The following is a 14,676-nucleotide window of genomic DNA, read 5'->3' as shown; positions in this document are numbered from 1 at the left end:
GCGCAACAATCGGTCCGAACGGATGACTGACCTTACCGAACTTGGCGTTGCCGCGCTCCGTGATGGGGTGGCGAGTGGCGCTTTCACCGCCACGGAAGTGGCCAGTGCGTTCAACGCCGCGGTCGAAGCGGCGCAGGGCGCGCTCAATGCCTTTATCGTCACCACCCCGGATGCCGCGCTTGCCGCAGCGGCCAAGGTGGACGCAGCCCGCGCCGCCGGGCAGCCGCTGGGCAAGATGGCCGGCGTGCCGATCGGCATGAAGGATCTGTTTGCCACCAAGGGCGTGCAGACCACGGCCGCCAGCAAGATCCTGGAGGGCTTTGTCCCGCCGTATGAAAGCACCGTCTCGCAGAAGCTGTGGGATGCTGGTGCCGGCATGCTGGGCAAGCTCAACCTCGATCAGTTCGCCATGGGCTCGTCCAACGAGACCAGCGGTTTTGGCAATGTGATTTCGCCCTGGCGCAAGGGGGACGATACCACCCCGCTGGCACCGGGTGGTTCTTCGGGCGGCTCGTCGGCCGCGGTTGCCGCGCGCATCGCGCCGGCGGCCACGGGCACTGACACCGGCGGCTCGATCCGCCAGCCCGCCGCCTTCACCGGCATTTCCGGGATCAAGCCCACCTATGGCCGCTGCTCGCGCTGGGGCGTGGTGGCGTTTGCCTCCTCGCTCGACCAGGCCGGGCCGATGGCGCGCGACGTGCGCGACTGCGCGATCATGCTCGAAGCCATGGCCGGGTTCGATCCCAAGGATTCGACCAGCCTCGATCTGGCGGTGCCGGCATGGGAAGCGGGCCTCAATGCCGACATGCGCGGCAAGAAGGTGGGCATTCCGCGTGAATACCGCGTCGATGGCCTCGACGCCGATGTCGCCAAGAGCTGGGAAGATGGCATCGCCTGGCTCAAGGATGCCGGCGCGGAAATCGTCGATATCTCGCTGCCGCATACCAAGTACGCCCTGCCCACCTATTACATCATTGCCCCGGCCGAGGCTTCGTCGAACCTCGCCCGCTATGATGGCGTGCGCTACGGCCTGCGCGATCTGCCTGATGGCGCCAACCTGCAGGACATGTACGCTGCCACCCGCGCTGCCGGTTTCGGCGACGAGGTGAAGCGCCGCATCCTGATCGGCACCTATGTGCTTTCGGCCGGGTTCTATGACGCCTATTACACCCAGGCGCAGAAGGTTCGCGCGCTGATCGCGCAGGATTTCGCCAAGGCGTTCGAGACGGTGGACGTGATCCTGACGCCCACCGCGCCATCGGCCGCGTTCCCGCTGGGGCAGAAGAGCACCGACCCGGTGGAGATGTATCTCAACGACGTGTTCTCGGTGCCGGCGAGCCTCGCCGGTCTTCCGGCCATGTCGGTTCCGGCCGGCCTGTCGCGCGATGGGCTGCCGCTGGGTCTGCACGTCATCGGCCGGCCACTCGATGAACAGGGCGTGCTGAACGCCAGCCTTGCGCTTGAACAGCGCGCACAGTTTTCGGCAAAGCCGGGTAAGTGGTGGTAAGATGAGCAGCTATCGTATCCAGGGCGCCACGGGCGAATGGGAAGTGGTCATCGGGCTGGAAGTGCACGCCCAGATCACCACGCAGGCCAAGCTCTTTTCGGGCTCTGCCACCGCATTCGGCGCCGAACCCAACACCCAGGTCAGCCTGATCGACGCGGCGATGCCGGGCATGCTGCCCGTGCCCAACCGCGAGTGCATCCGTCAGGCGGTGCGCACCGGCATGGCGATCGACGCGCAGATCAACACCTGGTCGCGGTTCGATCGCAAGAACTACTTCTATGCCGATCTGCCGCAGGGCTATCAGATCAGCCAGCTCTACCACCCGCTGGTGGGCGAAGGGTCGATCGAGATCGCGCTGGATGACAAGAACCCCGAGGCCGGCACCAAGGTCATCGGTATCGAGCGCATCCATGTGGAGCAGGACGCGGGCAAGCTGATGCATGATCAGCACCCGACGATGTCCTACGTCGATCTCAACCGCTCGGGCGTGGCGCTGATGGAAATCGTCAGCCGGCCTGATATGACGTCGCCGGCCGAGGCCGGGGCATACCTGACCAAGCTGCGCCAGATCCTGCGCTATGTCGGCTCGTGCGACGGCAACATGGATCAGGGCTCGATGCGGGCCGACGTCAACGTCTCGGTGCGCCGCGCAGGCGAGCCGCTGGGCACCCGCACCGAAACCAAGAACGTCAACTCGGTGCGCTTCGTCATGGCCGCGATCGAGCACGAGGCGAGCCGCCAGGTGGACGTGCTGGAAGCCGGTAGCAAGATCGTGCAGGAAACCCGCCTGTTCGATCCGGGCACGGGCACCACGCGGTCGATGCGCAGCAAGGAAGACGCGCACGACTATCGCTATTTCCCCGATCCCGATCTGCTGCCGCTGGTGCTGGACCAGGCATTCCTGGATGAATGCCGCGCGTCTCTGCCCGAACTGCCCGATGCCAAGCGCACGCGTTATACTGATGCGCTGGGCCTGTCGGCCTACAACGCCGCGGTGCTGACGGCAGACGTGGATACGGCTGCCTGGTTCGAAACCCTGATTACGGCGAGCGCTGCCAAGCAGGGCAAGGATGAAGCCGCCGTGGCCAAGCAGGCTGCCAACTGGCTGACCAGCGAACTGTTCGGCGCGCTCAACAAGCTGGGCAAGGGCCTGGAAGACAGCCCGGTTTCGCCGACAAGCGCAGCAGAACTTCTGGCGCTGATCGGCGATGGCACGATCTCCGGCTCGATCGCCAAGCAGGTCCTGGAAAAGATGCTGGAAACCGGCGACGGCGCGGCCGCGATCGTGGAACGCGAAGGCCTCAAGCAGACGACCGACACCGGCGCGATCGAAGCGGCAGTGGATGCCGTGCTGGCCGCCAATGCCGACAAGGTGGAACAGTACCGTGGCGGCAAGGAAGCCCTGTTCGGCTTCTTCGTGGGCCAGACGATGAAAGCCATGGCCGGCAAGGGCAATCCGCAGCTGGTCAATCAGGTGCTGAAAGCCAAGCTGGGGTGAGGGACGCGCCCTGCGGTCTTCGCACCGCTAGGGCCAGACTTTCAGGACATAAGAAAGCCCCCTGTCCGGCGAAGGACAGGGGGCTTTTCTCTGGGAAGTCGACTGCCTGTCAGCTCTTTACGGGCGTGCGCGTCGCTTTGGCTTCGTTGCCGGCATATTCCTCGAAATTCTTCTTGAACACGGCGACCAGTTCATCGAGCGCAGCCACGGCGTCATCGCCTTCCTTTGGCGGGAAAAGCTTGAGGCCGTTGCCGCCCCACGCTTTGTATTCGAAGTCGATTTTCTGATCGTCGCCAAATTCCCGCACCATGAACAGTGTGCGCAGCGAGCGGCCGTAAATTGCGGCTTTCTGGTAGAATACGTCCGCCACGACGAGTTCTGAATAGCACTTGGCCTGAGAATCCGAGCGGCGCGTTTTAACGGAATTCATGGTCTTGCGCACCAGCGGCGTGGCATGCGTCACGATCGTGGTGCCCGGAGTAAGCTTGAGCATGCCGCGCAGGTCGAGCGTCTCAAGAGCATCGAGCTGGCTGGGACTGTCCAGCGCGCTGGCCATCAGCGTGCGATTGGTGGCATCGCGATTGCCGTGGATGGCAGCATCAAGCAAGCCGCCGCCCAAGAGTCCGGTCGTCATCGACGCCATTCGTTCGGCCGGCCAGATATGGAGTTCGCAGCCATCGGGCGCAGCGGCCGACGGTGCATGCACGACGACCTCCGGACTAAGTGACTTTGCGGCTTCGGCAGGCGCTGCTTGAGATGCGGGCGCCGTCGTGTCTTGCGCCTGGACGGTGCCAACCGTGGCCAGCAAAGCCACGCTAGTTGCAAGGAAGGTCTTGAGCATTTCCATAATCCCCATCTGGAATGGCCCCGTTTGGGCTGTGCTTGGGTTAATTTTTCTTACGCGGCGGCGCTGCTAGCTGCCTGCCAAACGTTTCCACGCTTTCTGCAAACGCGTGGCGCAATTCGCCTAGCGCAGCCTGCGGATCGTCTTCTGGCTTTGCGGGAGGAAACAGTGTGAGCTTTTCCGTGGCAATCGTGCCAAAGCTGCGGGTGGGCGTTTCGCTGCCGTCGAACCGCTTGAAGCGGTAGATCACCTTGAGATAGCGGCCGGAAAAGCTGTCTTCCTGAAAGAACACGTCATCCACGGCCAGTTCGGCATGGCACGGTCCGCCTTCGGCCGTGTAGCGACCCGGCGTATTGCGCAGGGTGCGACTGTCGAGCGTGTCAGCATGGACTGTGACTTGATACCCCGTCAGGCCGAGTATAGTCGGAAGGTCGAGGCTCGCCAGCACGGCCTGTTGGGTGGCCGTGTCCAGCGGTGCTCGCGGCAGCTTTGGATAGCCCTGCCGCCCGTTAACAGCCCCATCAACGATTCCGCCGTGGAGCCAGCCGTAAAAAGTAGACCGCAATGGGCTGCCAGGCCAAATGTGAAGCGTGCAAGGTGATGTGGATGTGGCCAGGCTTGCCGTGGCATCCTGCGCAGTTGCTGTCCACGGCACACTAACGGCCAGCGCAGCAAGCAAACCAATCGGCGCCTTGCGCAGTCGCCCCCACCCGATCTTTTCTGTCATGCCTTCCCCGGGACACCCAGCGTAGTTTGCGCAACAATTTGTTACGAAGTCTGCGTCTAGGCTAAACCGGCATAGCTCGGCAAGGCTTCATCTGGAACCTTGCCGAGCCAGTGCTGCCAAAATGGCAAAATCGGGTTTTACTTCCCCTGTACGCTGGTCACCTCAACCGGCAGGCCGAGCTTGTCGAGCTGCGGTTTGATCTTGGTGGCGTCGCCCACCACCACCCAGGTCAGCTTGCTCGGATCGAGCGCGGTGCGGGCGGCCTTGTCGAGTTCGGCGGCGGTCAGAGTGGGATAGCGCACGGCGAGGCGCGTGTAGTAATCGTCAGGGCGCTGGAACTGGACGATCTTGACCAGGCCATCGAGCACCGCTGACGAGGTTTCGAACGCGCCCGGCAGTTCGCGCGCGGCGCCCTGCGTGGCCCAGCCCAGTTCATCGGGGGCAACGCCCTTGTCCTTGAGGAACGCAGCCATGTCGCCCTGCATCGCGGCGATCGCGGGGCCGGTCTGGTCGGTCTGGACCGGCGCGACGAGGCGATAGATCACGCGGTCCTGGCGGTCGCTCACCGCGCTGCCCACGCCATAGCTCCAGCCCTTGCTTTCGCGCACGTCCATGTTGAGGCGCGAGAGGAAGCTGCCGCCCAGCACTTCGTTGGCGGTGCGCAGCGGCACGAGATCGTCGCGGCCGGTGGCGGCGAGAACCTCGCCGGCCATGATCATCGACTGCGGCGAGGCCGGGCGATCGACCAGCAGGATGCGCGGGCTGGCTGCGGGAATCGTTGCCGACAGGTTCTTGGCCGGGGCAGCGCCCGCTGGTTCGGCCCAGCTGCCAAAGCTGCGTTCCAGCAGCGGCTTGACCGCGGCCAGCGTGGTATCGCCGACCACGAAGATCGTCGCCTTGGACGGGCGCAGCCAGGCCTGGTGGAACGCAGCGAGGTCTGCTGGAGTCAGGCGCTTGACCACGGCCGGATCGCCGGTGCCGGTGGGCGGCGTGCCATAGGGGTGCTGCGGCCCGTAGAGCGCGGGATAGAGCACGCGCGAGGCCATGGCCGAGGGATCGCGCAGTTCGGCATCGATCGCGGCGAGTTGCTGGGCGCGCACGCGTTCCAGGTCATCGCTCTTGAGCGCGGGATTGCGGATATAGTCGGCTAGCAGCGCCAGTGAGCCAGCGAGGTTGGGCGCCACGGCATCGAGCTGGAACGCCGTGCTGTCGGGCAGGGCGGCGTTGCTGATGTTGGCGCCCAGGTTTTCGCGGGCACGGGCAAAGGCGGCGGCATCCAGGGTCTTGGTGCCCTGGTCCATCATCTTGAGCAGCATGGCCTGCGTGCCCAGCGCCTGGCGCGGATCGGCGGCAAAGCCGGCGTCGAACGCCACCTGCACCGAAACGACAGGCACGGCGGCGCGGCGGGCAAAGACCACCTTCACCCCGTTGGACAGCGTTGCCCGCTCGATCTGCGGGAACTGCAGCGCGGCCAGGTTGCCGATAGGCGGCAGTTCGCTGCGATCGGGGCCGGCGGCAGCGGCCGGCACGGCCGGCTGCGGCGCCGGGTCTTGGCCGGGCTGGTGCCAATAGGCGGGATGGGCAGCGCTACCGTGGCCCCCACCGACCTTGGTATCGTTGTTGGCCCAGCCGCCGTGGGATTCGCCGCCCTCGGTGCGGGTGCCCGGCTCGACCGTCAGGGCAAAGACCGGGCGCGTCAGCCACTTTTGCAGCGCGTCACGCACCTGCGCCGGCGTGAGCGCGGCCATGGCCGCCAGTTCCTTGCGATAGTGGTTGGCATCGCCGTTGTAGAGCAGACCTTCGGCCAGCGTCGGTGCCTTGCCGCCAAAGCCGCCGACCGATTCCAGCTTGCGGATCTGGTCGCTGGCGGTGACGGTGGCGGCGCGGGCGAGTTCGTCGGCCGTCGGGCCTTCGGTCACCAGGCGCTTGATCTGCGCGTCAAGCGCGGCGCCGACGGCGGCGGCATTCTGGCCCGGCTTCACATCGGCCTGAACCACGAACTGCCCGGCCTGGGCATAGATTTCGGCATTGGCGCCGGCCGCAACCGCCAGTTGCTGGCCACGCACCAGGTTGTCGTCGAGCCGCGAGGAAGCAAGCCCGCCCAGGATCACCGCGCCGATCTGCAACGGCAGGTAATCGGGGTTGTCGTAGCCCGGGATCGCCCACATGCGGTAGATGCGGGTGGTGGCCACTTCATCCTTGATCGTCTTGGCGACCGGCGCGGGCAGGGTCGGCACCGGGGCCGATACCGGTTGCACCTTGGGCCCGGCGGGAATGGCGCCGAACCACTTGGCGACCTTGGCCTTGGCCGTGGCGAGATCGACGTCACCGGCCAGGACCAGCACGGCGTTGTTGGGGCCATAGTGATCGGTGAACCACGCTTTCACATCGGCCAGGCTGGCGCTGTCGAGATCGGCCATCGAACCGATCGTGCTGTGGTGATAGGGGTGGCCGACGGGATAGAGGTTTTCGAGCTGCTCGTATTCCACCAGGCCATAGGGCTGGTTGTCGCCCTGGCGCTTTTCGTTCTGGACCACGCTGCGCTGGTTATCGAGCGTTTCCTGCGTCACCGCACCCAGCAGATAGCCCATGCGATCGGATTCCAGCATGAGGAAGCGATCGAGCGCGGCCGTGGGCACGGTTTCGAAATAGTTGGTGCGATCAAACCAGGTCGTGCCGTTGTAATCGGTGGCGCCGGCGTTCTGCAGCGGGGTGAAGAAATCGCCCTTGTTGTGCTCGCTGCCGTTGAACATCAGGTGTTCGAACAGGTGGGCAAAGCCGGTCTTGCCCTTGGGCTCGTTCTTGGAACCCACGCCATACCACACCGACACGGCCACGACCGGCGCCTTGCGATCGGTATGGACCAGCACGCGCAGGCCGTTGGGCAGGGTGAACTGCTCGTACGGGATGTTCACTGCTGAAACCAGGTTGGCCAGCGGCGCCGGGGCGGGCACTGCCGGGGCCGATGCCGTGGCGGCAAGCACGGGCGAAGGCGCGGCCGAGGCGATGGCCAGGGCCAGGAGAGAGGCGTTGAGGAAGCGCTGCATGGAGGGGGGCTTGTCCTGTCTCGAAAAGTCTCTGTGGCGATGTGTAAGGGCATGTTCGGCGGAGTCAAAGCTGAACCATCGTGAGGACTTGCCACGCGACATTGGTTTTGATTGCAACCGGTGGCGCAAAATTTGATCCACGTCCTTGTGTTGCCCAAAAGTCACACTACCTTGTGGCGGTCAGGAGAGCGAGAGACCGTTATGAACCTCGAAAAATTCACCGATCGCGCCAAGGGTTTCCTCCAGGCGGCCCAGACCCTGGCGATCCGCCTGAGCCATCAGCGCATCACCCCCGAGCACGTGCTCAAGGTGTTGCTGGAAGACCCTGAAGGCATGGCCAGCGGGCTGATCCAGCGGGCCGGCGGCAACCCGGCCGTGGCCCAGGCCGAAGTGGACAAGGCGCTGGGCAAGTTGCCGGCGGTGTCTGGTTCGGGCGCGCAGAATTCGCCCGGGCTCGACAACGATACCGTGCGCCTGCTCGACCAGGCCGAGCAGGTTGCTGCCAAGAGCGGGGACAGCTTTGTCACGGTGGAACGCATGCTGCTGGCGCTGACGCTGGCCGGCACCACGGCGGCTGGTCAGGCCCTGAAGGCGGCGGGCCTGTCGCCCCAGGCGCTGGAAGCCGCGATCACGGCGCTGCGCGGTGGGCGTTCGGCCGACAGCGCCGGCGCGGAAAACGCCTATGACGCGATGAAGAAATATGCCCGCGACCTGACGGCCGCCGCGCGCGAGGGCAAGCTCGATCCGGTGATCGGCCGCGACGAGGAAATCCGTCGTACCGTGCAGATCCTGGCGCGTCGCACCAAGAACAACCCGGCGCTGATCGGCGAACCCGGCGTGGGCAAGACGGCGATTGCCGAAGGCCTGGCGCTGCGGATCGCCAATGGCGACGTGCCCGACAGCCTCAAGCATCGCCGCCTGATGGCGCTCGACATGGGCAGCCTGATTGCCGGCGCCAAGTATCGCGGCGAGTTCGAGGAGCGGTTGAAGGCCGTGCTTGACGAGGTGAAGGGCGCCGAGGGCGAAATCATCCTGTTCATCGACGAGATGCACACCCTGATCGGCGCGGGCAAGACCGAAGGCGCGATGGACGCGTCCAACCTCTTGAAGCCGGCGCTGGCGCGGGGCGAGTTGCACTGCATCGGCGCCACCACGCTGGATGAATACCAGAAGTACGTGGAAAAGGACCCGGCCCTGCAACGCCGGTTCCAGCCCGTGTTCGTGGGCGAGCCGACGGTGGAGGACACCATCTCGATCCTGCGCGGGATCAAGGAAAAGTACGAGGTGCACCATGGCGTGCGCATCGCCGACGCCGCGATCGTGGCGGCCGCGACGCTGTCCAACCGCTATATCGCCGACCGCTTCCTGCCCGACAAGGCGATCGACCTGATGGACGAGGCCGCCAGCCGCATCCGCATGGAGGTGGAAAGCAAGCCCGAGGAGATCGAGAACCTGGATCGTCGCATCATCCAGCTCAAGATCGAGGAAATGGCCCTGGCCAAGGAAACCGACCAGGCCAGCCGCGACCGGCTCGATACCCTGCGCGAAGACCTGGCCAACCTGGAACAGCAATCGGCCGAACTGACCACGCGCTGGCAGAACGAGCGCGACAAGATCCATGCCGAAGGCAAGATCAAGGAGCATCTCGACAGCGCGCGCGTGGAACTGGAGCAGGCGCAGCGCGTGGGCGATCTGGCGAAGGCTGGGGAGCTGGCCTATGGCCGCATTCCCGAGCTGGAGCGCCAGTTGGCCGAGGCGCAAGGCGCCAGCAAGAACGCCCTGCTGCGCGAGGAAGTGACGGCCGAGGATATCGCTGGTGTCGTCAGCCGGTGGACCGGCGTGCCGGTCGACCGGATGATGGAGGGCGAGCGGGAAAAGCTGCTCGCCATGGAAGACGTGCTGGGCAAGCGTGTGATCGGCCAACGCGACGCGGTGGTGGCCGTGTCCAAGGCGGTGCGCCGCGCGCGGGCCGGGTTGCAAGACCCCAACCGTCCGCTCGGCAGCTTCCTGTTCCTGGGCCCCACGGGCGTGGGCAAGACCGAGTTGACCAAGGCGCTGGCGGGTTTCCTGTTCGACGATGACAGCGCGATGGTGCGCATCGACATGTCGGAGTTCATGGAAAAGCATGCCGTCAGCCGTCTGATCGGCGCGCCTCCGGGCTATGTCGGCTATGACGAAGGCGGCGTGCTGACCGAGGCGGTGCGGCGCCGGCCCTATCAGGTCGTCCTGTTCGACGAGGTGGAAAAGGCTCATCAGGACGTGTTCAACGTGCTGTTGCAGGTGCTCGATGATGGGCGCCTGACCGACGGCCAGGGCCGCGTGGTGGATTTCACCAACACGCTGATCATCCTGACCTCCAACCTGGGCAGCCAGTACCTGGCCAACCTGGGCGAGGGCGAAGATGCCGCCAGCGTGGAGCCGCAGGTGATGGATGTGGTGCGCGCGCACTTCCGGCCGGAATTCCTCAACCGGCTGGATGAAATCATCCTGTTCCACCGCCTGGGCCAGGAACACATGGCCCCGATCGTGGACATCCAGGTGGCACGCGTGGCCAAGCTGCTCAAGGATCGCAAGATCACGCTGGACCTCACCGAGGCGGCCAAGCGCTGGCTGGGCCGGGTGGGCTATGATCCGGTCTATGGCGCGCGGCCATTGAAGCGGGCCGTGCAGCGCTATCTGCAAGACCCGCTGGCGGAGCGGCTGCTGGCAGGCCAAGTGCCCGACGGCAGCACGGTGACGATCGATGAAGGCGACGGCGCGCTGGCGTTCCACGTCAGCTGAGCCGCGCAGGCCATTGCGGAAAGGGAAGGGGAGCGCATGTCGCTCCCTTTTCTGCATCGGCGGGCCGGCAGCCCGCGGGCGTCAGACCAGGCCGAGCTTGGCCAGTTCGCCGGCGATCGCGGCGGGCAGCACGTCACCGGCTTCCCCATGGCCAAGATCGGCCGGGGCATCGGCTGCTTCCAGATAGCGCCAGCCCTGGTGGGCGCGGCGCGGCATCGGCACCACGTCGATCAGGCGGGTGGAGACCAGGATATTGGTGCGTCCGCCCTCGGCCTCTTCAAAACCCAAGATTTCGCTGCGCGCGACCAGCTGGTGCTTGAGAATCCAGTACAGCGAGCCGCCGATCATTTCGGCATGGCGGCGCGGGCAGTTGCGCGTGGTCAGGCGGGCGACGCCATCGGCACCGTGGCGCCGGCCGGTGGAAAACCATTCGTGGACTTCCGCCAGCGACTGCGCGCCATAGGCCACTTTGGTCATGTTGAGCGGCATTGCAGGTGTTCTTTCAATCCGAATCAGGCGGCAAGCCCGGTGACGACAGCCAGCCCCAGGAACGAGAAGAACCCCATGACATCGGTGGCCATCGTCACGAATACGGCCGAAGAGACAGCCGGATCCACCCGCAGGCGATCGAGGCTGACCGGAACGAGGATTCCAGCCAGGCCCGCCACCAGGTTGTTGATCACCATGGCCGCGCCGATCACCGCGCCCAGGTGCGGGTTGCCAAAGATCAGCGTGGTGCCCACCCCGATCAGCACGCCCAGCGAGAGCCCGTTGGCCAGCGCGATGCGCAATTCGCGCAGGATCATGCGCACGGTGTTGGAACTCGTCAGCTGGTTGGTGGCAATCGCGCGCACCACCACTGCCAGCGTCTGGGTGCCGGCATTGCCGCCCATGCCCGAAACGATCGGCATCAGCACGGCGAGCAGGGCAAAGCGCGCGATGGCGCCCTGGAACAGGCCGACCACCGAGGCGGCAATGATCGCCGTGCCCAGGTTCACCACCAGCCACGACAGGCGCGTGCGCACGGTCAGGCCGATCGGCTCGTTGATGTCGCCATCGCCCGCGCCCGACAGGCGCAGGATGTCCTCGCTCGCCTCTTCCTGGATAATGTGGACCACGTCGTCCACCGTGATCTGGCCGACCAGCCGGCCACTGTCATCCACCACGGCGGCAGAAATCAGCGCGTACTTCTGAAAGCGGAGCGCGACCTCTTCTTGGTCCATGGTGACGGGAATCAGCGTCTGGTCGCGCTTCATCACATCGGCCAGGGGCACGCTGCGCGGTGCGCGCAGCAGCCAGGAAAGCATGCAGGTGCCAACCGGGCGATGCTTTACGTCGACGATGAACACTTCCCAGAATTCGGTGGCAAGGTCATCGTCGTCGCGGCGCAGGTAATCGATCAGGTCGCCCACGGTCAGGTGTTCGGGCACCGCGATCACGTCGCGGCTCATCAGGCGGCCGGCGGATTCTTCGGGGTAGGACAGCGCGCTTTCGATCGCGGCGCGGTCTTCCGGCTCCATTTCTGCCAGGACGGCGGCCTGGTCTTCCTCGTCGAGGTCTTCGATCAGGGCGACGGCGTCGTCCGTCTCCATCTGCTCGGCGAGGTCGGCAACCTCTTCGGGTTCGAGCTGATCGACCAGGTCATCGCGCACCCAGTCGTTCAACTCGGCGAGCACGTCTGAGCCGAGCAGGTCGTTGATCGCGCGGGCCAGCGGCGCACGGTATTCCTGGCCGATCAGCTCGAACAGGTCGGCGATGTCGGCCGGGTGGAGCGGCTCGACCAGGTTATAGACCGCTTCCTGGTTTTCCGCGTCCAGCGCCTCGGTCACCCGGCGCAGGAACGAGGGGCGCAGCGTGTTGTCTTCCTCGTCCAGTTCCTGCGAATTGCGCGCAGGTTCGGGCGCTGCCACCGTCAAGGTGTCAGTGTCCACGCCGTCGTCCATCCGCGGGTCGTGTTCGTGGGGCGCGCCTTGTTCCATCAAGGCGGGGATAGGCGATCATCCGGCAAATGCAATGGTGCACTGCAGCGTGACTTTGTCCGAAGATTGCCTATATCGGCGGCATTCTTTGCCAAGGAAGAGTGGTCGATGTCTGAAGAAAAACTGGTCCTGTCGCTGGATTCGGGCGATGTGGTGATCAAGCTGCGTCCCGACCTGGCCCCCGGCCACGTGGAACGCATCAAGGAACTGGCCTCGGAAGGCTTCTATGACGGGGTGAAGTTCCACCGCGTGATCCCCGGTTTCATGGCGCAGGGCGGCTGCCCGCAGGGCACCGGCATGGGCGGCTCCAGCAAGCCCGACCTCAAGGCCGAATTCAACGATCAGCCGCACGTGCGCGGTGTGTGCTCGATGGCCCGCACCAGCTATCCGCACTCGGCCAACAGCCAGTTCTTCATCTGCTTTGATGATGCGCGTTTCCTCGATCGCCAGTACACTGTGTGGGGCGAAGTGGAGAGCGGCATGGACCTGATCGACGCGCTGCCCAAGGGCGAGCCGCCGGCAAACCCGGGCGTGATCCGCAAGGCGACCGTGCAGGCGGCCTGATTACGACTGGCTGATCGGGTCACTGTCTCGCTATCGAGACAAAACCTGTATCATATCAGGGAAAAGGCGGGGCTGGTCCCCGCCTTTTTTGCTGTAGGACAAGGCGCATCGGCTTAGGGGCAGGGTAGATCGAACCCGAGAGGAGCCCCCCATGAACGCCCCCGTTTCGTCACCGTCCGTGTCTCCTGCGCGGATTGCCCATCCCGATTATCGCGCCAAGCTGATGAGCGCAGACGATGCCGCCAGCCTGATTGGCCCCGGCGCCGTGGTGGGGATGAGCGGGTTCACCGGGGCAGGCTATCCCAAGGCGGTGCCCCAGGCGCTGGCGCGGCGGATGGAGGCGGCCCACGCCGCCGGCGATTCCTATGCCATCAAGGTGTGGACCGGGGCATCGACCGGTCCCGAACTCGACGGTGCGCTGGCGCGGGCCAAGGGCATCGATTTCCGCCTGCCTTACAACTCCGATCCCCTGGTGCGCGAGCAGATCAATGCTGGCACCGTGCAGTATTTCGACATGCACCTGAGTCAGGTGGCCCCCGTGGCGTGGCAGGGCTTTCTCGGCCCGCTCGACGTGGCGCTGGTCGAGGTTTCGGCGATCCTGCCCGATGGCAGCGTGGTGCCGTCCTCGTCGGTGGGCAACAACAAGACCTGGCTCGATCGGGCCGGCAAGATCATCCTGGAAGTCAATTCCTGGCAGCATGAAGCGCTGCACGGCATGCACGATATCTATTATGGCACCGCGCTGCCGCCGCATCGCCGCCCGATCCCGCTGGTCCATCCCAATGATCGCATCGGCCAGCCCACGTTCCGCATCGATCCGGCCAAGGTGGTGGCGGTGGTGGCCACCGACACGCCCGATCGCAACGCCCCGTTCAAGGCGCCCGACGATGCCGCCCGCGCCATTGCCGGGCACCTGCTGCAGTTCTTTGGCCATGAAGTGAAAATGGGCCGGCTACCGGCTTCGCTGCTGCCGATCCAGTCGGGCGTGGGCAATATCGCCAATGCCGTGCTCAATGGCTTGATGGACAGCCCGTTCGAGCCGATGACGGCCTATACCGAAGTCTTGCAGGATGGCATGCTCGATCTGCTGGCCGCGGGCAAGCTGGCGATGGCCTCGGCCACGGCGTTTTCGCTCAGCCCGGATGCGGCAGAGGCGCTGAACGGCGAAATGCACCGCTATCGCGATCGCATCGTGCTGCGCCCGCAGGAGATTTCCAACCATCCCGAACTGGTGCGGCGCCTGGGCTGCCTGGCGATGAACGGCATGATCGAGGCCGATCTCTACGGCAACGTCAATTCCACCCACCTGATGGGCTCGCGCATCCAGAACGGCATCGGCGGCTCGGGCGATTTTGCCCGCAATGCCTATATCTCGATCTTCATGGCGCCCTCGCTGGCCAAGGGCGGGGCGATTTCCACGATCGTGCCCCAGGTCAGCCATGTCGACCATATCGATCAGGACGTGCAGGTGATCGTCACCGACCAGGGCCTGGCCGATCTGCGCGGCCTGTCGCCCAAGCAGCGGGCCGAACAGGTCATCGCCAACTGCGTGCACCCGATCTATCGCGACCAGTTGAGCGACTACTATGCCCGCGCCTTGCGCGATTCCTATGGCAAGCATTCGCCTTCGTTGCTGGACGAGGCGCTTTCATGGCATCAGCGCTTTGTGCAGACGGGCACCATGCGGGCGGGGTAAGCCCCTCCGTCAGCCCTTCGGGCCGCCACCTCC

10 protein-coding genes are annotated in these 14,676 nt (G+C 65.2%); 5 read left to right on the top strand and 5 right to left on the bottom strand.

Going from position 1 to position 14,676, the window contains the following annotated elements:
• Positions 1-22: 22 nt before the first annotated feature.
• Both gatA and gatB read left to right on the top strand, forming a co-directional pair.
• The gene (gatA, locus tag IP65_RS14340; protein WP_028657500.1) at positions 23-1,507 is read left to right on the top strand and encodes an Asp-tRNA(Asn)/Glu-tRNA(Gln) amidotransferase subunit GatA; all 1,485 of its coding nucleotides are present in this window, start codon (positions 23-25) and stop codon (positions 1,505-1,507) included.
• A gap of 1 nt (position 1,508) precedes the next feature.
• Complete coding sequence (gene gatB, locus IP65_RS14335) at positions 1,509-3,005, top strand: Asp-tRNA(Asn)/Glu-tRNA(Gln) amidotransferase subunit GatB (protein ID WP_022674993.1); 1,497 nt, start codon at positions 1,509-1,511, stop codon at positions 3,003-3,005.
• Between the two features lie 109 nt (positions 3,006-3,114).
• On the opposite strand, the gene IP65_RS14330 is transcribed toward gatB, so the two are convergent.
• From IP65_RS14330 to IP65_RS14320, 3 genes are all read right to left on the bottom strand, one after another.
• Positions 3,115-3,846, bottom strand: a complete 732-nt coding sequence (locus IP65_RS14330; protein ID WP_133726818.1) for a hypothetical protein — start codon at positions 3,844-3,846, stop codon at positions 3,115-3,117.
• Between the two features lie 46 nt (positions 3,847-3,892).
• Positions 3,893-4,576 (bottom strand): hypothetical protein, encoded by a 684-nt coding sequence (locus IP65_RS21390; protein WP_148291615.1) that lies wholly within the window; start codon positions 4,574-4,576, stop codon positions 3,893-3,895.
• Positions 4,577-4,713: 137 nt separating this feature from the next.
• Positions 4,714-7,623, bottom strand: coding sequence for a pitrilysin family protein (locus IP65_RS14320; protein ID WP_022674996.1), 2,910 nt, complete (start codon positions 7,621-7,623; stop codon positions 4,714-4,716).
• A 201-nt stretch (positions 7,624-7,824) separates the two neighbouring features.
• Here IP65_RS14320 and clpB point away from each other — a divergent pair, with 201 nt between their 5' ends.
• The gene (gene clpB / locus IP65_RS14315; protein ID WP_022674997.1) at positions 7,825-10,404 is read left to right on the top strand and encodes an ATP-dependent chaperone ClpB; all 2,580 of its coding nucleotides are present in this window, start codon (positions 7,825-7,827) and stop codon (positions 10,402-10,404) included.
• A gap of 81 nt (positions 10,405-10,485) precedes the next feature.
• Here the strand turns inward: clpB and IP65_RS14310 are convergent, their stop codons facing one another.
• Together IP65_RS14310 and mgtE are read right to left on the bottom strand one after the other, a co-directional pair.
• Complete coding sequence (locus tag IP65_RS14310; protein WP_022674998.1) at positions 10,486-10,893, bottom strand: DUF1489 domain-containing protein; 408 nt, start codon at positions 10,891-10,893, stop codon at positions 10,486-10,488.
• Between the two features lie 23 nt (positions 10,894-10,916).
• Positions 10,917-12,347 carry a magnesium transporter gene (mgtE, locus tag IP65_RS14305; protein ID WP_028657501.1) on the bottom strand — a complete coding sequence of 477 codons (1,431 nt, stop codon included), beginning with the start codon at positions 12,345-12,347 and terminating at the stop codon, positions 10,917-10,919.
• A gap of 144 nt (positions 12,348-12,491) precedes the next feature.
• On the opposite strand from mgtE, the gene IP65_RS14300 reads away from it, so the two are divergent.
• Both IP65_RS14300 and IP65_RS14295 read left to right on the top strand, forming a co-directional pair.
• Positions 12,492-12,947, top strand: a complete 456-nt coding sequence (locus IP65_RS14300) for a peptidylprolyl isomerase (protein WP_054132151.1) — start codon at positions 12,492-12,494, stop codon at positions 12,945-12,947.
• A gap of 151 nt (positions 12,948-13,098) precedes the next feature.
• Positions 13,099-14,643: an acetyl-CoA hydrolase/transferase family protein gene (locus tag IP65_RS14295; protein ID WP_054132150.1), complete on the top strand. Its 1,545-nt coding sequence runs from the start codon at positions 13,099-13,101 to the stop codon at positions 14,641-14,643.
• Positions 14,644-14,676 lie beyond the last annotated feature (33 nt).

Origin of the sequence: Novosphingobium sp. AAP1 (assembly GCF_001295765.1) — a bacterium.
GTDB classification, from domain to species: domain Bacteria; phylum Pseudomonadota; class Alphaproteobacteria; order Sphingomonadales; family Sphingomonadaceae; genus Novosphingobium; species Novosphingobium capsulatum.
The sequence above is the reverse complement of the archived record's forward strand: the minus strand, read 5'-3'. Positions and strand labels throughout refer to the sequence as shown.

Excerpts from the sequence above, each read along its gene's own strand:
- gatA (WP_028657500.1), top strand. The coding sequence starts at position 23 with ATGACTGACCTTACCGAACTTGGCGTTGCCGCGCTCCGTGATGGGGTG.
- IP65_RS21390 (WP_148291615.1), bottom strand. The coding sequence starts at position 4,576 with ATGACAGAAAAGATCGGGTGGGGGCGACTGCGCAAGGCGCCGATTGGT.
- IP65_RS14300 (WP_054132151.1), top strand. The coding sequence starts at position 12,492 with ATGTCTGAAGAAAAACTGGTCCTGTCGCTGGATTCGGGCGATGTGGTG.
- IP65_RS14320 (WP_022674996.1), bottom strand. The coding sequence starts at position 7,623 with ATGCAGCGCTTCCTCAACGCCTCTCTCCTGGCCCTGGCCATCGCCTCG.
- IP65_RS14310 (WP_022674998.1), bottom strand. The coding sequence starts at position 10,893 with ATGCCGCTCAACATGACCAAAGTGGCCTATGGCGCGCAGTCGCTGGCG.
- IP65_RS14295 (WP_054132150.1), top strand. The coding sequence starts at position 13,099 with ATGAACGCCCCCGTTTCGTCACCGTCCGTGTCTCCTGCGCGGATTGCC.
- IP65_RS14330 (WP_133726818.1), bottom strand. The coding sequence starts at position 3,846 with ATGCTCAAGACCTTCCTTGCAACTAGCGTGGCTTTGCTGGCCACGGTT.
- gatB (WP_022674993.1), top strand. The coding sequence starts at position 1,509 with ATGAGCAGCTATCGTATCCAGGGCGCCACGGGCGAATGGGAAGTGGTC.
- clpB (WP_022674997.1), top strand. The coding sequence starts at position 7,825 with ATGAACCTCGAAAAATTCACCGATCGCGCCAAGGGTTTCCTCCAGGCG.
- mgtE (WP_028657501.1), bottom strand. The coding sequence starts at position 12,347 with ATGGACGACGGCGTGGACACTGACACCTTGACGGTGGCAGCGCCCGAA.